Genomic DNA, 18,904 nt, shown 5'->3' with positions numbered 1-18,904 from the left:
CGCGGGAAGCGGCGGCGCGGTTCCGCGACACGCGCACTGGAGATGGCCGAGCGCTTGGATTAGGGGCGCCAACAGAACGGCCGGGCGTACGATGCAAGCCAGGCGTGGAAGAGAGGATCGATCATGACGCGGCATCTTCCCTGGATCGTGCTGGCCATCGTCGGCGCTATCAGCCTGGGCGTCATCGCGACGGTCAGGGGTGAGCCGATCAACGCGCTGTGGATCGTCGCCGCGGCGATATCGGTCTATCTCATCGCCTATCGTTATTATGCGCTGTTCATCGCGCGTGCGGTGGTCGGCATCGATCCGTCGCGGCCAACGCCAGCGGTACGCCGCGCCGACGGCCTGGATTTCATCCCCACCGACCGGCGCGTGCTGTTCGGGCACCATTTCGCCGCGATCGCCGGTGCCGGCCCGTTGGTGGGCCCGGTGCTGGCGGCGCAGATGGGCTATCTTCCCGGCACCTTGTGGATCCTGGCCGGCGTCGTGATCGCCGGGGCGGTGCAGGATTTCATGATCCTGTTCATCTCCATGCGCCGCGACGGCAAGTCGCTGGGCGAACTGGTGCGCATGGAAATGGGCGCAATCCCCGGCACGATCGCGCTGGTCGGCGCCTTCATGATCATGGTCATCATCCTCGCCGTACTGGCGCTGATCGTGGTGCGTGCGCTGGCAGAAAGCCCGTGGGGGCTGTTCACCGTGATCGCGACGGTGCCGCTGGCCATGGTAATGGGCGTCTATACCCGATGGATCCGGCCTGGCGCGATCGGCGAGGTATCGGTGATCGGTTTCATCGGCCTGATCGCCGCGATCATCCTGGGCCAGTCGGTCGCGGAAAGCGCCGTCTGGGGGCCGATCTTCACGCTGACGCCGGTGCAATTGTGCTTCGGCCTGATCGCTTATGGCGCGATTGCCTCGCTGCTGCCGGTGTGGCTGCTGCTGGCACCGCGCGATTACCTGTCGACCTTCCTGAAGATCGGCGCGATCGCGGCACTGGCGATCGGCATCGTCGTGCTCGCCCCGCCGCTGCGGATGCCGGCGCTGACCAAATTCGCCTTCACCGGCACTGGGCCGGTCTGGGCCGGGCCGCTGTTCCCGTTCCTGTTCATCACCATCGCGTGCGGCGCCGTCTCCGGCTTCCACGCGCTGATTTCCAGCGGCACCACGCCCAAGCTGATCGCAAGCGAGGGTGATGCGCCGTTCATCGGCTATGGCGCGATGCTGATGGAAAGCGCCGTCGCGATCATGGCGCTGATCGCCGCGTCGATCCTCGATCCCGGCATCTATTTCGCGATGAACGCGCCGACCGCGATCACCGGGGGCGATCCTGTCACCGCAGCCGCCGCGGTAACGGCGATGGGCTTCCCGGTGTCAGCGGAAACACTGGCGAACACCGCGCGCGAGGTGGGCGAGACGACCATCGTCAGCCGCGCCGGCGGCGCGCCGACACTGGCCGTCGCCATGGCGGAAATCTTCAGCGCGATCCTGGGCGGGCCGGGCATGAAGGCTTTCTGGTACCATTTCGCGATCCTGTTCGAGGCGCTGTTCATCCTGACTGCGGTCGACGCGGGCACGCGCGCCGGCCGCTTCATGCTGCAGGACCTGCTCGGCCTTGCCGCGCCGCGGTTCAAGGAAACGTCCAGCTTCATGCCGGGGTTGATCGCAACGCTGCTGTGCGTCGGCGCCTGGGGCTTCTTCCTCTATCAGGGCGTCACCGATCCGCTTGGCGGGGTGAACACGCTGTGGCCGCTGTTCGGCATTTCCAACCAGATGCTCGCGGCCGTCGCGCTGATGCTGGCGACGGTGGTGCTGTTCCGCATGAAGCGCGAGCGGATGGCCTGGGTGACGATCGTTCCCGCCGGCTGGCTGGTGCTGTGTACCGGCACGGCGGGGCTGATGAAGCTGTTCCACCCCGATCCGAAGATCGGCTTCCTGGCGCATGCGCAGGTTTTCTCCGATGCGATCGCGCGCGGTGAGGTGCTGAAGCCGGCCGAATCGATGGGTGAGATGGCGCGCATCGTCTTCAACGACCGGATCGACGCGGCACTATGCGCGCTGTTCCTCGTCGTGGTGGCAGCGATCCTGTTCTACACCGTGCGAACCTGCCGCGCGGCGGCACGCATCGACCGGCCGAGCGTCACCGAAATTCCGCCTGCCCTGGAGGTCGCACGATGAGCTTTCTGGCGATGGCGGCACAGACCGCGCGGCTGATGGTCGGCCTCCCTGATTATGACGCTTATTGCCGGCACCTGGCCGATCATCACCCGGAGCGTACGCCGATGACGCGGGCGGAATTCTTCCGCGATCGCCAGCAGGCGCGCTACGGGAGCGGCGGCGGGCGCTGCTGCTGACCCGCCCGCCTGAACAAAACGCCTAGCTGAGGTTAGGGCGCAACCAGCGTTCGACCTCGTCCTTCGGGCGGCCACGACGCGTCGCATAATCGGCCACCTGATCCTGGCCGATCTGCGCGACACCGAAATACGCCGCCTGCGGATGCCCGAAGTAGAAGCCGGAGACTGCCGCGGTCGGCAGCATCGCCATACTTTCGGTGAGCGTGATTCCCGCGACGTCGCCGGCCTCATCGGCCAGCATCTCGAACAATTCGGGCTTCAACGTGTGATCGGGGCAGGCGGGATAGCCCGGTGCCGGGCGGATGCCGCGATATTGCTCACGGATCAGCGCCTCGTTGGTCAGCTGCTCGTCGGGCGCATAGCCCCATAAAGTCGTGCGGACATGCTGGTGCAGCCGCTCGGCAAACGCCTCGGCGAAGCGATCGGCCAGCGCCTTCAGCAGGATGTCGTTGTAATCGTCGACGTCGGCCTTGAACCGGGCGAGGTGCGGATCGATGCCGTGGATCGCCACCGCGAAGCCGCCCATCCAGTCGCCGTGCGTATCGATGAAATCGGCAAGGCACATATTGGCCCGCCCCTCGCGCTTCGCGATCTGCTGGCGCAGGAAGCAAAGCCGGCGGCTGTCCTCGTTCCGGCGGTCGAGATCGGGCACGCGGATATGCTCGGGCACGCTGCCGCCGTCGGGCGTGCGATGGTCGTCCGAATGGCGATGCTGGACGAACACGTCGTCGCCCCATGGTCCCTGGCCCCGATGGCACGGCCACAGCCCCACGACGCCGCGCGCGGTGAGCCACTTTTCCGCAATAATGGTGTCGAGCATTGCCTGCGCATCGGCGTAGAGCGACCGCGCGCTTTCGCCGACGATCGCGTCATCGAGGATAGCCGGAAAATTGCCGGCGAGTTCCCACGAACGGAAGAATGGCGTCCAGTCGATCAGCTCGCGCAGGTCGGCCAGATCCCAATCGTCAAAGCGGTGGAGGCCGGGCTGGAGCGGCGCGCCAGGCTTCAGCGCCATATCGGCGACGAAGCCGTTGGCGCGCGCCTTTTCCAGCGGGACCAGGTTGGATCCGCTGGCGTTGGCGCGTTTGACGCGCACGTCCTCGTAATCGGCCTTGGTCTTCGCGGCGAACTCGATCGATTGCGTCTCGGACACCAGCGACGTGCACACGCCGACCGCCCGGCTCGCGTCGAGCACATGGACCACCGCGCCCTTGTACGCCGGATCGATCCTCAGTGCGGTGTGGACGCGGCTCGTCGTCGCGCCGCCGATCAGCAGCGGCATCGTCATGCCCGCGCGCTGCATCTCCTCCGCCACCGTCACCATCTCGTCGAGCGAGGGGGTGATGAGGCCCGACAGGCCGATCATGTCGGCATCATGCTCCACCGCAGCCTCGAGAATGCGGGTCCAAGGCACCATGACGCCCAGATCGACGATCTCGAAGCCGTTGCACTGGAGCACCACGCCGACGATGTTCTTGCCGATATCGTGGACATCGCCCTTCACGGTCGCGAGCACGATCTTGCCCTTGCCCTTGGCCCCCGGCTCCTTCGATGCCTCGATGTACGGCAACAGGTGTGCCACCGCCTTCTTCATCACGCGCGCGGATTTCACCACCTGCGGCAGGAACATCTTGCCCGAACCGAACAGGTCGCCGACGACGTTCATGCCGTCCATCAACGGGCCTTCGATCACCTCGATCGGCTTGGTGGCCTGCTGCCGCGCTTCTTCGGTATCCTCGACCACGAAGGCGTCGATGCCACGGACCAGCGCGTGTTCCAGCCGCTTGGCGACCGGCCAGCTGCGCCATTCCAGTGCGGCGGTGTCGTCGGCGACGGCGCCCTTCTGCCCGCGGAACCGCTCGGCAATCGCGATCAGCCGCTCGGTCGGTGTCTCATCTTCGCGCCGCGCCGGACGGTTGAGGATCACATCCTCGCACGCCTCGCGCAGTTCCGGATCGATCTGGTCATAGACGTCGAGCTGACCGGCGTTGACGATTGCCATGTCGAGGCCCGCGGGAATCGCATGGTAGAGGAACACCGAATGCATCGCGCGGCGCACCGGCTCGTTACCGCGGAAGCTGAACGACAGGTTCGACAACCCGCCCGAGAAATGGACATGCGGGCAGCTCGCCTTGATCCGCTTCACCGCATTGATGAAATCAACGCCGTAATTGTTGTGCTCGTCGATCCCGGTCGCCACCGCAAACACGTTGGGATCGAAGATGATGTCCTCGGGCGGGAAGCCGATGCCGGTCAGCAGCTTGTAGGCGCGCTGGCAGATCTCGACCTTGCGATCCTCGGTATCGGCCTGCCCGACCTCGTCGAACGCCATGACGACGACGGCGGCGCCATAGGCCATGCACTTCCGGGCCTCGGCGAGGAACTTCTCCTCGCCCTCCTTCATGCTGATCGAATTGACGATCGGCTTGCCCGACACGCATTTCAGACCGGCCTCGATCACCTCCCATTTGGAGCTGTCGATCATCACGGGGACTCGCGCGATGTCGGGTTCGGCGGCGATCCGCTTCAGGAAGGTGGTCATCGCCTCGACCGCGTCGAGCAGACCTTCGTCCATGTTGACGTCGATGATCTGCGCGCCGTTCTCGACCTGGTTGAGCGCGACGGTGACGGCGGCGTCATAGTCGCCCGCCATGATCAGCTTCTTGAACGCCGCGGAACCCGTGACGTTGGTACGCTCACCGATGTTGACGAACTGGGTGGAGGAGGTCGGTTGAGAGGCCATGGTATCAGAAATTCCGTTCGCACTGGACGTGTCGACGCGCGCGCCCGGACCCGCCCCGACACGGGCGAACGGGCGGAAAAGGACGGCCTAGGCCGCCATGGTGAACGGCTCGAGCCCCGCGAGGCGCGTGCGCACCGGCGGCACCGGGATCGTCCGCGGCGACAGCCCGCGCACTGCATCGGCGATGGCGTTGATATGCGCCGGCGTCGAACCGCAGCAGCCGCCCAGCACATTGACCTGGCCCGCGTCGGCCCATTCCTTGACCAGCCCGGCGGTCGTCTCCGGCGCCTCGTCATAGGCGCCCAGTTCGTTGGGCAGCCCGGCGTTGGGATAGACCATGATCAGCGTGTCGCAGATCTCGCTCAGCGTCTTCACATGCGGACGAAGCTGCTGCGCGCCGAACGAGCAGTTCAGCCCGATCGTCACTGGCTTCGCATGGCGAACGGCGTGCCAGAACGCCTCAACCGTGTGACCCGACAGGTTGCGGCCCGACAGGTCGGTCAGCGTCATCGACAGCATGATCGGCACGTCGCGCCCGATCGCGGCGCCGGCCTCCTGCGCCGCCATCACGCCGGCCTTGGCGTTCAGCGTGTCGAACACCGTTTCGATCAGGATGAAGTCCGCCCCGCCCTCGATCAGGGCGTCGGCCTGTTCGCGATAGACCTGCTTCAGATAATCGAAGTCGATCTCGCGAAAGCCGGGATCGTTGACGTCGGGCGACAGCGACAGCGTCTTGTTGGTCGGGCCGATCGCCCCAGCGACGAAGCGGCGGCGGCCATCACGCGAAGCAAATTCGTCGGCGATGCGGCGCGCCATCGCGGCGCTTTCGACGTTGATCTCGCGCACCAGATTCTCGGCACCGTAATCGGCCTGGCTGATGCGATTGGCCGAAAAGGTGTTGGTCTCGGCAATGTCCGCGCCCGCCTCGAAATAGGCGCGGTGAATCGATTCGGGCACCTCCGGCTTGGTCAGCGCGAGGATGTCATTGTTGCCCTTCTGATCGTGCGACAGCCCCAGCGTGCCGGCGTAATCCGCCTCCGACAGCTTCCAGTTCTGGATCTCGGTGCCGAATGCGCCGTCCGTGACGAGGATACGTTCGCGCGCGGCAGCGAGCAGGGCTTCGCGGGCGCCATCGGGCGCAGATTGGGCGTGGCTAGGCATGAAGCGCATCATATAAAGATATCTTTATATGTTCAAGCCAGGTGGTCAGAGCGTGTTGGTCGCCACGATCACCCGGCGCCCATCGGCGCGATCGAGCACCTCCACCGCTACGCCATAGGCCTGGGCGAGATGCTCGGCAGTCATCACAACATCGGTCGGCCCGTGCGCCAGCACCGCACCGTCCTTCAGCAGCAGCACGTCATCGGCGACGGCCGCCGCCTGGGTCAGATCGTGCAGCACCACCACGACGCCCATGCCCCCCGCCGCCGCCGCACGCAGCAACGCCAGCGTTTCGAGCTGATGGAGTGGATCGAGGCTCGCGAGCGGTTCATCGGCCAGCAGCCAGTGGGGCGCGCCGGCGAGCACCCGCGCCAGCAGCACGCGCGCCCGCTCGCCCCCCGACAAATCGCGCACCGCGCGCTCTCCAAGGTCAGCTGTGCGGGTAGCCTCCAGCGCGCGGGCCACTGCGCCCGCGTCACCATCGCCGTGCGGCAGACGGCCGAGCGCCACCAGATCACGCACGCGCATGTTCCAATGCACGACCGAATCCTGCGGCAGATAGCCGATCGTGCAGGCCCGCTCGCGCGGCGAAAGGGCGGCGACATCCCTACCATCGATCGTCACGCTGCCCGCCGCGCACGGTACCAGCGCCGCGGCGGCGCGCAGCAGCGTGCTCTTGCCCGCGCCATTCGCGCCCAGCACCACGGTGACCCGCCCCGGTGCAAAGGTGGCGTTGATCCCATGCAGGATGCGCCGTCCCCGTAGGCTCACGGATAGGCCGCCGGCCGTCAGCCCCATGATCGCCCCCGCTCACCCAGCAGCAGCGCCAGGAAGAAGGGCGCGCCGATCAGCGCCATCGCCACACCCAGCCGCACCTCGCCAGCGCCGGGAACCAGCCGGCATAGCGTGTCGGCGCCCAGCACCAGCGCCGCGCCGCCCAGCGCACTTGGCACCAGCAGCGCCGACGGACGCGCGCCGACCAGCGGGCGCAGCAGATGCGGTACGACCAGCCCGACGAAACCGATCACGCCGGTCACCGCCACCCCGGCGCCGACCGCGAGGCCGGTTCCCGCGATGACCAGCGCCTGCAAGCGCCGCAGGTCGACCCCGAGCGACCGCGCCGCATCGCTGCCCAAGGTCAACGCATCAAGGCTGCGCCCGGTGATGAGCAGCAGCACCGCGCCGGCCAGCATGAACGGCGCGGCATGGCCCAGATCTGCAAAGCTGCGATCAGTCAGCGCGCCCATCAGCCAGTCGAGCACTTCGGCGACGACATAGGGATTGGGCGCAATCGAAATGAGAAAGGCGGTGAGCGCGGCGGCGAGGCTGGCGAGCACCGACCCGGCCAGCACGAACGCCGCCGCGCTTTCCGCGCGCCATGTCAGCGCCGCCAGCAGCGCCATTGCGCCGATCGCCGCCGCCATTGCCGCTGCAAACACTCCCCATTGGCTTCCCACGCCGAGCACCAGCGCAGCGACAGCACCCAATGCTGCTGCCGAAGACACGCCGAGCACACCCGGATCGGCCAGCGGATTGCGCAGCCACCCCTGCAACACCGCGCCCGACAGCCCAAGGACCGCGCCCAGCACCAGCGCCAGCAGCGCGCGCGGCAGCCGAAGTTCGACAATGATCATCCAGCGCGGATCGCTCGACCACCAGGCATCCAGCGGCACCCATGCCTTGCCCGCCATCAGCGAGCCGGCGAACAGCAGCGTGACCAGCAGCACCAGCGCGAGATTAAGCGATAGGCGGCTCATGCACCGGCGCTCCGGCGAACCGCGGCGAGCCGTTCAAGCGCCGCCGGAATGGTCGGCCCGCCGCAGTTAACCAGCGCGCGGGGGAATGGCGCCTCGCGCGTCGGTGCACCGGTCGCGGCGAGAAGGCGCCGGCGCGTCTCTGCTGTCCGCCCCCCGTTGTCGGGAGACAGGATCAGCGCGGGGGGATCGGCAACGATCGTCTCGATCGGCAGGCGGCCGGTCATCGCCAGCCCGTAATCGGCCGCGGCATCGCGTAGTCCGGCGTGGCTCATCATCTCGTGCAGCAGCGTGCCGTCGCCATTGGCGAGGTCACCGCCGATGAACAGCAAGGTCGGGAGCGGCTTTCCAATACCCCGGCTGTGCGCCAGCGCCCGCGCAATCCGCGCGTCGAGCGCGTGGCCACGATCCGCTGCGCCGACCGCGGCGGCGACTTCGGCGATCTGTGCGCGGCTCGCCGCAATGGTGGTCGGCGAATCGAGGTACAAGGTGCGAAGCCCCGCGCGGTCGAACGCCGCGCGAGTGGTGGGCGACGTGAAGCTGCTGGCGATCACCAGATCCGGCGCCAGCGCAATCACTTCCTCCGCCGTGCCCGCCGTGGCGCGGAACCGCCGCGCCACATCAAGCGGGAGCGAGGTCGCGCGGGGATCGTGCGAATAATGGCTGATCGCCGCGATCTGTCGCGGCGGCACCAGCGACAAGAGCAACTGATCGGCACAGGGATTGAGCGAGACGATCCCGCCCCGGCTCATCCCCTCACGCGTCGGCACCCCGCCGGAGCAGCCGGCGAGCAACAGCGCAAGGAGAAGGACCAGCCGCATCGTGCACCAGCCTACCGCCCCGCGACCCGCCGCGTCGCGACCAAAATGGCCGCGCCAAGGCGGACGGGATGGCGATGGCTCAATCCAGTTTCACGCGCAGACCGCCATAGGCCGCGCGCCCGATCGTGCCGTAATTGGCCACGACGCGATAATCGGCGTCGAACACATTCTCGAACCGGCCATAGATCGACAAGCGGTCATTCAACGGCAGCTCGGCGCGCAGGTTGGTCAGCGTATAGCCGTCGAGCCGCACGGTATTGGCCGCATTGTCGAAACTGTCGCCCACCGTCAGCACCGTTGCGCCCAGCGCGAGGCCGAAGGGGAAGCGGTAATCCGCCGACACGCTGACGCTGTCCTCGGGCCGGCGCGCCAGATCGTTGCCGACGAAGCCGGCACTGCGGTTCTCGCTGTCGATATGGCTATAGGATGCGTTGATCGTGAAGCGATCGACCGGACGCATCAGCAGCCCGATTTCCACGCCTTCCGCGTTGGTCCGCGCGATGTTGCTGTAGGTGAAGGTCAGCGCGTCGAAATCGATCTGGTTGCGCGTGTGGCGGTTGAAATAGGTCGCGCTGGCGACCAGCCGGTCGTCGATCAGCCGCTGTTCCACCCCTGCGTCCCAGCTCCTGGCGGTCTCCGCATCCAGCGTCGGCGTGCCGTAGAAGGGCGCGTACAGCTGGTACAGCGTCGGCGCCTTGAACCCTTCGGCATAACTCCCGCGCAGCGTGGTGCCGGTCGGCAGCGTATAAGCGGCGTTGGCGGCAAAGGTGGTGCGCCCGCCAAAGGCATCGTCATCGTCGTGGCGCACACCGCCAGTGACGGCGAGCCCGGCGAGCGGGGTCAGGATCACTTCACCCCAGAAGCTGGTGGTGCCCCGGCTGAACCGGTCGGTGCCGTCGTTCAGACGCGTCGTCTCATGCTCGGCGCCGAGCACGACGCGGATCTGGTCGTTCGCCTGCAGGTCGCCCTTGTAGGTGTAGCGTTCGCTGCGCCCGCGCGACAGGAACAGCGGGGCGGCCCCGACATCACGATCGTAATTGTCGCGGTCGATGTCGGCGATCTGGAACGCCAGGACGTTGCGGAACCGGCCGTCGAGGAAATCCGCGTTCAGCCCGGCATAGCCGTACAGTTCCTGCGCGGTCGAATATTCGCGGGTGTCGGCAAAGGCGAAGGCGGGCGCGGGAAAGCCATCCAGCTCCGTGCGGCTGTCGGCCCAATAACCACGCAGGTCGAGGCGGATGTTGGGCGCGAACGCCACTTCCACGCGGCCGCTGGCGCCATATTGGCGATAGCCGTCACGCTCGGTCCCGCGATCATAGGCGGAGATCCCATCGGTGCGCAGGTAACCGCCGGTGAGCGAGCCCGAAACGATCCCGCTCCCGCCCGAAATGCCGCCGCTGGCGAACACCGTGTCCATCGCGCCATATTCAACATTGCCGCGTGCGCGCAGCTGCTGCGTCGGCGCCTGGGTGATCACGTTGACCACGCCGCCGATTGCCTGGCTGCCCCATGGCACCGAATTGGGCCCGCGCACCACCTCGACCCGCTCCACCGAGGCAGTGAGCAGATTGGCGAAATCGAATGCGCCGCCCGGCGACGACGGATCGTTGACGCGCACGCCATCGATCAGCGTCAGCGTCTGATCCGCCTCTGCACCGCGGATGCGCACGTAGTTGACGGTGCCGACGCCGCCGTTGCGAGTCACGGTCACCCCCGGCGTGGTCTGCAACAGGTCGCTGAGCACCACCGTCTGCCGCTGTTCGATCGTCTCGCGGTCGATGATGGTCACCGCCTGGCCGGTGGTATCGACATCCTGCGGCACGCCGCTGGCCGTCACCACGATGTCGCCGCGCGGCGATGCGTCCTGCGCGAGCGCGGGCGCCGCGATCAGGGTGGCGGATGCCGCCAGCCAGTGGATGGTCTTCATTGTTATTGCCCCAACAAAAGGGCTGCGGCCGGCGCCTCCATGCACCGCCCGTCAGCCGATCCCTCTTGTCGTTCGCTCGAGGGTTTCGGCCTCGTCCGCCCGGCACACCCCGTCCGCGCGATGGATCGACGTGCGACCGGCAGGTCTCCTGGCTCTCGGGTCAGCGTGCCGCCCGGCCTTCCCGGAAGCCTCAGGCTCCAGTGGCGCGGATGGACGGCACTCGCCGATCACAGTTGCGGGGGCAGCGCGGGCATGGGGCTGATGCCCTTCCCGACTTCCCTTTTCATCCCGTCTCCGGGAACCGTTCGCGGCCGCGCCCCTAGGGCCGGCGGCCCGGCTTCGTCAATATTCGACGCCCTTCTGCGCGTTGAAGCCCGCGTTGAAGGGGTGCTTCACCTCGCCGAACTCGGTCACCAGATCGGCGATTTCGACAAGTTCGGGCCGCGCGCCGCGCCCGGTGACGCAGATATGCTTGGTCAGCGGGCGATCCTTGAGGAATGCCAGCACCTCGGCCGAAGGCAGCGTATCATCAGCCAGTACGATGTTGAGTTCGTCGAGGATCACGAAGTCGATCTCGGGATCGAGGATCAGCTCCTGCGCCCGCTCCCACCCGCGCCGCGCCGCGGCGATGTCGCGCGCGCGATCCTGCGTGTCCCAGGTGAACCCCTCCCCCATGCTTTCGAAGCTGACGAGGTCGGACGGATGATCGGTGAAGAAGTTGCGCTCGCCGGTTTCCCAAGTGCCCTTCACGAACTGCAGGATCGCGACTCGCATTCCCCAGCCGATCGAGCGGATCGCCATGCCGAAGGCGGCGGAGGACTTCCCCTTGCCGTTGCCGGTGTGGACGATCAGCAGCCCGCGTTCGAGCGTGCGGCGCGCCTGCATCCGGTCGCGCGCCACCTTCATGCGGCGCATCCGTTCGTTGTGGCGGGCGTGATCGTCGATCTGGTCGGTCATGCCCGCGCTATCGTCATGTGCCGCGCGGCTGGCAACCGGCCGCTTATTTCTTCGCCGCTGGCGCCCTTCTGTAAGGCACGAAATCGCCGAGCACGACAAATCCACGCTGGATCCGCGAATTGCGGTCGAGCAGCTGGAGCGTATCGAGGCGGCACAATTGCGTTCCGGTCGTCCGGTTCAGCAGCACGTCGAGATCGTCGAGCTGGTCAGCGCCGGTCTGCGGCTCGTTGACGTAGATGGTGCTGCCGACGCGGTAGATGATTGCTTTCTTGTCGATGATCTGCGTCGACGTGATCGCGGTGGTGCTGATGCAGCGCACCGGCTCCCCCGCGACGCGCCCGGCGAGCGCCTTTTGCAGCTGAACCTCCGGCGTGTCGCGCGCGGCGGCGGTAGCAGGGGCGGCCAGGACGGTCGCGGCGATCAGGACGGGTGCGAACATCTTCATGGCGCAACGATCAACCCCAATGGCTGAACGTGCGCTGACCATTTGCCCGCGTCAGCCGGCGATCAGCAATGCGCATAGGCCGCGTCGGTCGGCGGAGACACACCCTCGCCGTCCAGCGTGACCAGCGCGGCATTCAGGTGAAGGCTGGTGGTCGACAGCCCGAGCACGTCGGCCATACGCAATGCTTCACGGATGACATCGACCAACGGGCGGTCGGAGCCACAATATACCTCGGCGTTCATGGTCCCGTCCTTTGCCGTGCCGGGCAAGCGGCGGAAAGCCCGATAGATGGTAAATCCTGTCAGCCGTGCCGATGGCCGGGCCAGCTGCCGATCCGCCGCGCCCAGCGCCGGCATCGCCGCTCCGCACCCAACCGGCGCAGAGATGGCGGATAACCTGCATTGCACTCAACCCGGCGCTGCCCCACATAGCCGACTAATACACCAACGGGGCTACAATGGCGGATCCATATTCGACGCTCGGCGTGGCGCGTGGCGCCTCCGAGGCCGAGATCAAGAATGCATATCGCAAGCTCGCAAAGGAGCTGCATCCCGACCGCAATCAGGACAATCCCAAGGCGGCGGAGCGGTTCAGCCAGGTCACCAACGCCTATGACCTGCTGAGCGACAAGGACAAGCGCGCCCGGTTCGACCGCGGCGAGATCGATGCCGATGGCAATCCCACCTCGCCGTTCGGCGCAGGGTTCGGCGGCGGCGGCTTTGCCGGTGGACGTTCGACCAGCGGCGGCTTCCGCAGCGAGGATTTCGGCGGCGCCGAGGGCGTCGACATGTCCGACATCTTCGAAGGGCTGTTCGGCGGCCGCACCGGCGGGCCGGGCGGCGGGTTTTCCAGCGGCTTCGGCCGGCGTCAGCGCGCTGCGCCAAAGGGCGAGAATGTCGCTTATCGGCTGCGCGTCCCCTTCGTCGATGCCGCCGCGCTCGAACCGCAGCGGATCACGCTCGCCGATGGCAAGACGATCGACCTGAAGCTGCCGCCGGGCGTTGAGACCGGCACCCAGATGCGGCTGTCGGGCAAGGGCGAGCAGGGCCCGGGCGGCGCCGGTGACGCGATCGTCACGATCGACATCCAGCCGCACCGTTTCTTCACCCGCGACGGCGACGACGTCCGCCTCGACCTGCCGATCACGCTCAGCGAGGCGGTGAAGGGCGGCCCGGTGAAGGTACCGACCGTGCAGAAACCGGTGATGCTGACCGTGCCCAAGGGCTCGTCGTCGGGTCGCACGCTGCGGCTGAAGGGCAAGGGTTTCCACCGCAAGGACGGCACGCGCGGCGACCAGCTTGTCACGCTGATGATCCAGATCCCGGCCGACGACGCTGCGCTCGACAGCTTCGTGGACAGCTGGTCCGGCGGCGGGAACCCGCGCGCCGACATGGGCGTCTGACCTTTCACAGCGACAAGGGAGCATGTTTTGAGTGAGGAAGCGGGATCGCTGACGCCGGAGGATCGCAAGCATCACGGCCACGCCCGCACCAAGCTCGACCATCAACTCGCGAAGGTTCGGCCCGGCAGCTACGCCTATGAGGTGGTGAAGCGGGCGTGCGTGGGCGTCTACAACGACGGGTTCATTCACGCCGGCAACCTTGCCTATCTCGCGCTGATGACGGTGTTTCCGTTCTTCATCGTGGCGGCCGCCGTGCTCGGGGCGCTGGGGCAGGATTACGGCACGCGGCAGGCGGTGGAATCGTTTCTCCACGTCCTGCCGCCCGACGTTGCCAGCATCCTGCGCAAGCCGATTTCCGATGTGCTCGCCGCGCGGACGGGGGGGCTCCTGTGGCTCGGCGCGCTGATCGGGCTTTGGACCGTCGGCAGCTTCGTCGAGGCGATCCGGGAGATTTTCCGCCGCGCCTATGGCACGCGCAGTTCGCAGTCGCTGTGGCGCGCGCGGCTTGGCCTGACGTTCGGCATCGTCGTCTCGGTCCTGCTCGCGCTGATCTCGTTCCTGGTGCAGGGCATCCTGACCGCCGCGGAACAATTCATCTACAATCTGCTGCCCTTCGCACAGGACATCGCGCGCTGGATCGGGTTCAGCCGCGCGATCCCGGGCGTCGTCATGTTCGGCGCGCTGTGGATGCTGTTCTACTTCGTCACGCCGTCCAAATATCGCTATTCGGGCAACCGGGTGTGGCCCGGCGCCTTGTTCACGACCGCGTGGTGGGTGGGCATGACGGCGGGCTTGCCCATGGTTTTGTCCAACCTTGGCGGCTATGATCTCACCTACGGCAGCCTTGCGGGGGTGGTAGTCATGCTGCTGTTCTTCTATCTGATCGGGCTTGGTCTCGTCTTCGGCGCGCATCTCAACGCAGCGCTGGCGGAACCACCGGAGAACGGGCTAGAGGGAGCCCCCCCGGGTTCGGAAGCAAAGGCAACGATGTGAATGGATTGATGGCGGGCAAGCGTGGGCTCATCATGGGCCTCGCCAATGACAAGTCGCTTGCCTGGGGGATTGCGCAGAAGCTGGCGCAGGCAGGCGCGGACCTGGCCTTTTCCTACCAGGGGGAATCGCTGGCGAAGCGGGTGCGCCCGCTGGCTGAGCAGCTTGGCTCCAGCCGGCTGATCAATTGCGACGTGTCCGACATGGCGGCGCTCGATGCGGCGTTCGACGAACTGGCGAAGGACTGGCCGACGATCGACTTCGTCGTCCATGCGATCGGCTTCTCGGACAAGAACGAGCTGCGCGGCAAATATGTCGACACCAGCCTCGACAACTTCCTGATGACGATGAACATCTCCGCCTACAGCTTCGTCGCCGTGGCGAAGCGCGCGCGCGCGATGATGCCTGAGGGCGGCAGCTTGCTGACGCTGAGCTATTACGGCGCGGAAAAGGTCGTTCCCCACTACAACGTCATGGGCGTGGCGAAAGCGGCGCTGGAAACTAGCGTGAAGTATCTGGCGATGGACCTTGGCCCGGAAAACATCCGCGTCAACGCGATCAGCGCCGGCCCGATCAAGACGCTCGCCGCCAGCGGGATCGGCGATTTCCGCTACATCCTGAAGTGGAATGAGCTGAATTCACCCATGCGCCGCAACGTGACGATCGACGACGTCGGCGGCGCCGGCCTTTACCTACTGTCCGATCTGGCGAGCGGCGTGACGGGCGAGATCCATCATGTCGACGCCGGCTACAATGTGATCGGCATGAAGGCCGAGGACGCGCCCGACATCGCGCTGTCGTAACGCCGTGACGATTGCGATCCGTCCGGCCGCCGGCAGCGATGTCGCCGCGATCGATGCGCTGCTGCGTGCCAGCTTCCCCTGTCCGGAGGAGGCCGATCTGGTGCGCGACCTGTGCATCGCGGGCGACATGGTGCTGACGCTGATCGCACATGACGAGGACGACGATACGCTCGCCGGCGCCATCGTGTTCAGCCGGATGGACGTGACCGTCGCGGGCAAGCAGGTGGCGGCGGTCGCGCTGGCGCCGCTCGCCGTCGCTCCCGCCTATCGGCGGCAGGGCGTGGCGGAGGCGCTGGTCCAGGCGGCGCACGAACAGCTTGAGCGGGCGGGCGTGGTGCTGAGCTTCGTGCTGGGCGATCCCGCCTTCTACAACCGCTTCGGCTATGACGCCGCAGTCGCCCGTAACTTCGAATCGCCCTACGCCGGCGACAATTTCATGGCATTGCCGCTGCAAGGCGGATTGACGCCATGTGGCGTACGCGAGGGGGCGCGCCACGCGCCGGCCTTTGCACGACTGGGGGCGGCATGAGCTTCAATACCTTCGGCCGGATGTTCCGCTTCACCACCTGGGGCGAATCGCACGGGCCGGCGCTGGGCGCGGTGGTCGATGGCTGCCCGCCGGGGATCACGCTGGAAGAAGCGGATATCCAGCCATGGCTCGACAAGCGGCGCCCCGGCACGTCGCGCTTCACCACTCAGCGGCGTGAGCCCGACCAGGTCCGCATCCTGTCGGGCGTGTTCGAGGGGCGCACGACCGGCACGCCGATCAGCCTGATGATCGAGAATGTCGACCAGCGATCGAAGGATTATTCGGAGGTCGCGCTGGCCTATCGGCCGGGCCATGCCGATTATGCCTATGATGCCAAATACGGCTTCCGCGACTATCGCGGCGGCGGGCGATCCTCCGCGCGGGAGACGGCGGCGCGGGTCGCAGCCGGCGCGGTGGCGCGCGCGGTGATCCCCGGGGTGCGGATCCGTGCCTGGGTGGAGGCGATCGGTGGCGACTCGATCGACCCGGCCGCCTTCGACGACGCGCAGATAGACGCCAATCCGTTCTTCTGCCCCGACGCCGCCGCCGCCGCGCGCTGGGAGGAAAAGGTCGATGCCGCGCGCAAGGCCGGCTCCTCGCTGGGCGCCGTCGTGGCGTGCGAGGCGACCGGCGTCCCTGCGGGTTGGGGCGCACCGCTCTATGCCAAGCTCGACAGCGAGCTGGCCGCCGCGATCATGTCGATCAACGCCGTGAAGGGGGTGGAGATCGGCGATGGCTTTGCCGCCGCGGCGCTGTCCGGCGAAGAGAACGCCGATGCGATGCGGCCGGGCGACGGTGCGCCGCAGTTCCTGGCCAATCACGCTGGCGGCATCGCCGGCGGGATCGCCACCGGTCAGCCGATTCGTGTGCGCGCCGCCTTCAAGCCGACCAGTTCGATCCTGACTCCGGTGGAAACGATCAGCCGCAGCGGAGAGGCCGCGCAGATCGCCACCCGCGGCCGTCACGATCCGTGCGTCGGCATTCGCGGTGTGCCGGTCGTGGAAGCGATGGTCGCGCTGGTCCTTGCCGACCAGTTCCTGATGCATCGCGGACAGATCGGAACGGCCCGCTGAAACAACATTCGCCCAGTGGTGAATGGTCGAATCCGACGCTCGGCTGACGACTTTGGGATGAATTGACGTGAATCCCGCGACGACTGGAAGAACTTTCTGTGATCTGATGCATTCTACTCTCAGCACTTAGATAGAACAGCAGGAGAGTATCACATGAAGTATCTTGGACTCGTAGCAGCTGCTGCCCTTGTCGTCCCGACCGTCGCGATGGCACAGACCGCAACTACCACGCCGCAGTCGGCCCCAGGCAGCACGATGCCGGGTGACACGACCACGGGCACGACCGGCACGACGACTACGGAAGACGATACGATGACGCCGTCCACCCGTACGCCGACCTCGCCGTCAACCACTCAGTCGACGATGGATCCCAATGATCCCACCGATAGCACGATGAGCCCGTCGACCTCGCCGTCGACCACCTCACCTACGGTCCCGCCGCGCGGCTAATCCCCTGTCACTGCGGAATATTTGGGCCCGGCAGCAACCCTGCCGGGCCCTTTTCGTTTTCTCCCGCTCCACTCCCCTCGTCTTTTCGACCTGCACTGTTTTTTTGCCGAGTATGTTTGCATGCGCCTTGCCGCCACCGTCAGCGTCACGCTGATCGCACTGTCGACCGCCGCACTGGCCCAAATGGCCGATCCCGCGCTCTATCGGGAGCGCGGCCACGATCTCGAAGCGGCCGACCGAACGCCGCTCGCAACGGCCCCGCCCGGTCAGCCCGCCGCCATGCCCGTTGCAGCGCCAGTGCCCCAACGGGCGATCCGCACCGCCGCGCATTAACCAGAATCTGTTCAATCGCTGGACACTGCCAAAACAGGCGGCGCGCGCGGCCGCGTGATCCGCTACAGCGCGCGCATGACGTCTCCTAGTCATTCCGGGCAAGGCTGACCGTGGCAGTCGCGCTGCATTCCAGCGAGCGTGCGGCGCTGCGCCGTCAGCGCGCGCCCGGTGGATGGCGTGTATGGCGTCAGGCAGCGCTGATCGCGCTGCCGATCACGCTTGTCCTCGCCGTCCTGCTCGCTGCGGCACTTGTCTGGTCGGGGGCGATCGACCGGGATGGATGGACGTCCTCATCGCGCATGACCGTGCCGATCAGCGGGAGCGATCCGGCGCTGGCATCGCCTGGCAGCGGCACCACGGGCACGGCCCCGCTTCCGGCCGAGCCTGCGGGGCGGCTGATGGCGGCCAACAGCGCGGCGACCGGCGTGAGCCCGGCCGCGCCCTTCAGCCTGCGCGGCGCAAGCGCGCTCGATCGCGCGCGGGCGACCGAATGCCTCACCGCTGCGCTCTATTATGAAGCGGTGTCGGAGCCCGACGACGGGCTGCGCGCGGTGGCGCAGGTGGTGTTGAACCGCGTGCGCCATCCCGCCTTCCCCGCCAGCGTCTGCGGCGTTGTCTATCAGGGCGTGGAGCGCGGACGCGGCTGCCAGTTCAGCTTCGCCTGCGACGGTGCGGCGACGCGCGTCCCCGCACGCGCCGGCTGGGCACGCGCGGCACGAGTCGCGGCGGCGGCGCTCGGCGGCTATGTCTATACGCCGGTGGGGCTCGCCACCCATTACCATACCTATGCGGTGACCCCGGCCTGGAACCGGACGCTGGTGATGACGGACGTGGTGGGCGCGCACTTCTTCCACCGCTGGAAAGGGTTCTGGGGCACCGCCGCCGCCTTTCATCAGCGCTACGCCGGGTCAGAGCCGGTCGCGGGCCCGGCCCCGCGGATCGCGACGCCGGTGATTGCGCTCAACCACGCGATTGCGATCGCCCCCACCGCGCCGCTTGTCGGGCTGGCCGCGGCGCAGATCCAGCCAAAGCATCGCGACAGCAGCACCCCCTTGCAGCCGGAGGGCACGCCAGCGCCAGTTTCCGTTGCGCCGCCGACACCTGAGTCGCAGATCCTCGATCGGTGGAAGGACAGCGGCAAACCGCTGCATTAAGCGTCACGCGG

General features: G+C 67.1%; 19 protein-coding genes and 1 riboswitch. Of the genes, 10 read left to right on the top strand and 9 right to left on the bottom strand.

What is annotated here, in order from left to right; translation table 11 throughout:
• The first annotated feature begins 123 nt into the window (after positions 1-123).
• Together K0S66_RS09180 and K0S66_RS09175 are read left to right on the top strand one after the other, a co-directional pair.
• The gene (locus tag K0S66_RS09180) at positions 124-2,175 is read left to right on the top strand and encodes a carbon starvation CstA family protein (protein ID WP_301075046.1); all 2,052 of its coding nucleotides are present in this window, start codon (positions 124-126) and stop codon (positions 2,173-2,175) included.
• Positions 2,172-2,351, top strand: coding sequence for a YbdD/YjiX family protein (locus K0S66_RS09175; RefSeq protein ID WP_301075045.1), 180 nt, complete (start codon positions 2,172-2,174; stop codon positions 2,349-2,351). The genes K0S66_RS09180 and K0S66_RS09175 overlap by 4 nt, the downstream gene beginning before the upstream one ends.
• 22 nt (positions 2,352-2,373) lie before the next feature.
• Here K0S66_RS09175 and metH read toward each other — a convergent pair whose 3' ends face one another.
• From metH to K0S66_RS09130, 9 genes are all read right to left on the bottom strand, one after another.
• Entirely contained in the window at positions 2,374-5,094 is a 2,721-nt protein-coding gene (gene metH, locus K0S66_RS09170; RefSeq protein ID WP_301075044.1) for a methionine synthase, read from the bottom strand.
• Positions 5,095-5,181: 87 nt separating this feature from the next.
• Positions 5,182-6,255: a homocysteine S-methyltransferase family protein gene (locus K0S66_RS09165; protein ID WP_301075043.1), complete on the bottom strand. Its 1,074-nt coding sequence runs from the start codon at positions 6,253-6,255 to the stop codon at positions 5,182-5,184.
• A 45-nt stretch (positions 6,256-6,300) separates the two neighbouring features.
• Positions 6,301-7,026 carry an ABC transporter ATP-binding protein gene (locus K0S66_RS09160; RefSeq protein WP_366520804.1) on the bottom strand — a complete coding sequence of 242 codons (726 nt, stop codon included), beginning with the start codon at positions 7,024-7,026 and terminating at the stop codon, positions 6,301-6,303.
• A gap of 17 nt (positions 7,027-7,043) precedes the next feature.
• The gene (locus K0S66_RS09155; RefSeq protein ID WP_301075041.1) at positions 7,044-8,012 is read right to left on the bottom strand and encodes an iron ABC transporter permease; all 969 of its coding nucleotides are present in this window, start codon (positions 8,010-8,012) and stop codon (positions 7,044-7,046) included.
• Positions 8,009-8,830: an ABC transporter substrate-binding protein gene (locus tag K0S66_RS09150; protein WP_301075040.1), complete on the bottom strand. Its 822-nt coding sequence runs from the start codon at positions 8,828-8,830 to the stop codon at positions 8,009-8,011. Before K0S66_RS09150 ends, K0S66_RS09155 begins: the two co-directional genes overlap by 4 nt.
• A 79-nt stretch (positions 8,831-8,909) precedes the next feature.
• Positions 8,910-10,757 (bottom strand): TonB-dependent receptor, encoded by a 1,848-nt coding sequence (locus K0S66_RS09145; RefSeq protein ID WP_301075039.1) that lies wholly within the window; start codon positions 10,755-10,757, stop codon positions 8,910-8,912.
• Between the two features lie 120 nt (positions 10,758-10,877).
• Positions 10,878-11,078, bottom strand: a riboswitch (cobalamin riboswitch).
• Positions 11,079-11,099: 21 nt separating this feature from the next.
• Positions 11,100-11,714, bottom strand: a complete 615-nt coding sequence (gene cobO / locus K0S66_RS09140; protein ID WP_301075038.1) for a cob(I)yrinic acid a,c-diamide adenosyltransferase — start codon at positions 11,712-11,714, stop codon at positions 11,100-11,102.
• Positions 11,715-11,757: 43 nt separating this feature from the next.
• Positions 11,758-12,159 carry a hypothetical protein gene (locus K0S66_RS09135; protein ID WP_301075037.1) on the bottom strand — a complete coding sequence of 134 codons (402 nt, stop codon included), beginning with the start codon at positions 12,157-12,159 and terminating at the stop codon, positions 11,758-11,760.
• A 62-nt stretch (positions 12,160-12,221) separates the two neighbouring features.
• On the bottom strand, positions 12,222-12,515 hold the full coding sequence (locus tag K0S66_RS09130) for a hypothetical protein (RefSeq protein WP_301075036.1): 294 nt from the start codon (positions 12,513-12,515) through the stop codon (positions 12,222-12,224).
• Between the two features lie 101 nt (positions 12,516-12,616).
• Between K0S66_RS09130 and K0S66_RS09125 the strand changes: the two genes are divergently transcribed.
• The 8 genes from K0S66_RS09125 to K0S66_RS09090 all read left to right on the top strand — a co-directional run bounded on the left by K0S66_RS09125 (position 12,617) and on the right by K0S66_RS09090 (position 18,893).
• Complete coding sequence (locus tag K0S66_RS09125; protein ID WP_301075035.1) at positions 12,617-13,561, top strand: J domain-containing protein; 945 nt, start codon at positions 12,617-12,619, stop codon at positions 13,559-13,561.
• Between the two features lie 27 nt (positions 13,562-13,588).
• The gene (locus tag K0S66_RS09120; RefSeq protein WP_301075034.1) at positions 13,589-14,554 is read left to right on the top strand and encodes a YihY/virulence factor BrkB family protein; all 966 of its coding nucleotides are present in this window, start codon (positions 13,589-13,591) and stop codon (positions 14,552-14,554) included.
• Positions 14,551-15,354 carry an enoyl-ACP reductase FabI gene (fabI, locus tag K0S66_RS09115; RefSeq protein ID WP_301075033.1) on the top strand — a complete coding sequence of 268 codons (804 nt, stop codon included), beginning with the start codon at positions 14,551-14,553 and terminating at the stop codon, positions 15,352-15,354. Before K0S66_RS09120 ends, fabI begins: the two co-directional genes overlap by 4 nt.
• A 4-nt stretch (positions 15,355-15,358) precedes the next feature.
• A complete protein-coding gene (locus K0S66_RS09110) occupies positions 15,359-15,883 on the top strand; it encodes an N-acetyltransferase (RefSeq protein ID WP_301075032.1) in 525 nt (174 codons plus the stop codon).
• Positions 15,880-16,956: a chorismate synthase gene (gene aroC, locus K0S66_RS09105; protein ID WP_301075031.1), complete on the top strand. Its 1,077-nt coding sequence runs from the start codon at positions 15,880-15,882 to the stop codon at positions 16,954-16,956. Before K0S66_RS09110 ends, aroC begins: the two co-directional genes overlap by 4 nt.
• Positions 16,957-17,109: 153 nt before the next feature.
• On the top strand, positions 17,110-17,406 hold the full coding sequence (locus K0S66_RS09100) for a hypothetical protein (protein ID WP_301075030.1): 297 nt from the start codon (positions 17,110-17,112) through the stop codon (positions 17,404-17,406).
• Between the two features lie 120 nt (positions 17,407-17,526).
• The gene (locus K0S66_RS09095) at positions 17,527-17,739 is read left to right on the top strand and encodes a hypothetical protein (RefSeq protein ID WP_301075029.1); all 213 of its coding nucleotides are present in this window, start codon (positions 17,527-17,529) and stop codon (positions 17,737-17,739) included.
• A 110-nt stretch (positions 17,740-17,849) separates the two neighbouring features.
• Complete coding sequence (locus K0S66_RS09090) at positions 17,850-18,893, top strand: cell wall hydrolase (protein WP_301075028.1); 1,044 nt, start codon at positions 17,850-17,852, stop codon at positions 18,891-18,893.
• Positions 18,894-18,904: the final 11 nt, after the last annotated feature.

This window comes from Sphingomonas sp. (assembly GCF_029239295.1).
Lineage (GTDB): Bacteria > Pseudomonadota > Alphaproteobacteria > Sphingomonadales > Sphingomonadaceae > Sphingomonas.
This window is presented reverse-complemented; position numbering and strand designations above follow the sequence as displayed.

What these genes read in the sequence shown, in the direction of transcription:
- K0S66_RS09175 (WP_301075045.1), top strand. Translation starts at nt 2,172, where the DNA reads ATGAGCTTTCTGGCGATGGCGGCACAGACCGCGCGGCTGATGGTCGGC.
- metH (WP_301075044.1), bottom strand. Translation starts at nt 5,094, where the DNA reads ATGGCCTCTCAACCGACCTCCTCCACCCAGTTCGTCAACATCGGTGAG.
- cobO (WP_301075038.1), bottom strand. Translation starts at nt 11,714, where the DNA reads ATGACCGACCAGATCGACGATCACGCCCGCCACAACGAACGGATGCGC.
- K0S66_RS09165 (WP_301075043.1), bottom strand. Translation starts at nt 6,255, where the DNA reads ATGCCTAGCCACGCCCAATCTGCGCCCGATGGCGCCCGCGAAGCCCTG.
- K0S66_RS09100 (WP_301075030.1), top strand. Translation starts at nt 17,110, where the DNA reads ATGAAGTATCTTGGACTCGTAGCAGCTGCTGCCCTTGTCGTCCCGACC.
- K0S66_RS09135 (WP_301075037.1), bottom strand. Translation starts at nt 12,159, where the DNA reads ATGAAGATGTTCGCACCCGTCCTGATCGCCGCGACCGTCCTGGCCGCC.
- K0S66_RS09125 (WP_301075035.1), top strand. Translation starts at nt 12,617, where the DNA reads ATGGCGGATCCATATTCGACGCTCGGCGTGGCGCGTGGCGCCTCCGAG.
- K0S66_RS09095 (WP_301075029.1), top strand. Translation starts at nt 17,527, where the DNA reads ATGCGCCTTGCCGCCACCGTCAGCGTCACGCTGATCGCACTGTCGACC.
- K0S66_RS09130 (WP_301075036.1), bottom strand. Translation starts at nt 12,515, where the DNA reads ATGCCGGCGCTGGGCGCGGCGGATCGGCAGCTGGCCCGGCCATCGGCA.
- K0S66_RS09150 (WP_301075040.1), bottom strand. Translation starts at nt 8,830, where the DNA reads ATGCGGCTGGTCCTTCTCCTTGCGCTGTTGCTCGCCGGCTGCTCCGGC.
- K0S66_RS09145 (WP_301075039.1), bottom strand. Translation starts at nt 10,757, where the DNA reads ATGAAGACCATCCACTGGCTGGCGGCATCCGCCACCCTGATCGCGGCG.
- K0S66_RS09180 (WP_301075046.1), top strand. Translation starts at nt 124, where the DNA reads ATGACGCGGCATCTTCCCTGGATCGTGCTGGCCATCGTCGGCGCTATC.
- aroC (WP_301075031.1), top strand. Translation starts at nt 15,880, where the DNA reads ATGAGCTTCAATACCTTCGGCCGGATGTTCCGCTTCACCACCTGGGGC.
- K0S66_RS09155 (WP_301075041.1), bottom strand. Translation starts at nt 8,012, where the DNA reads ATGAGCCGCCTATCGCTTAATCTCGCGCTGGTGCTGCTGGTCACGCTG.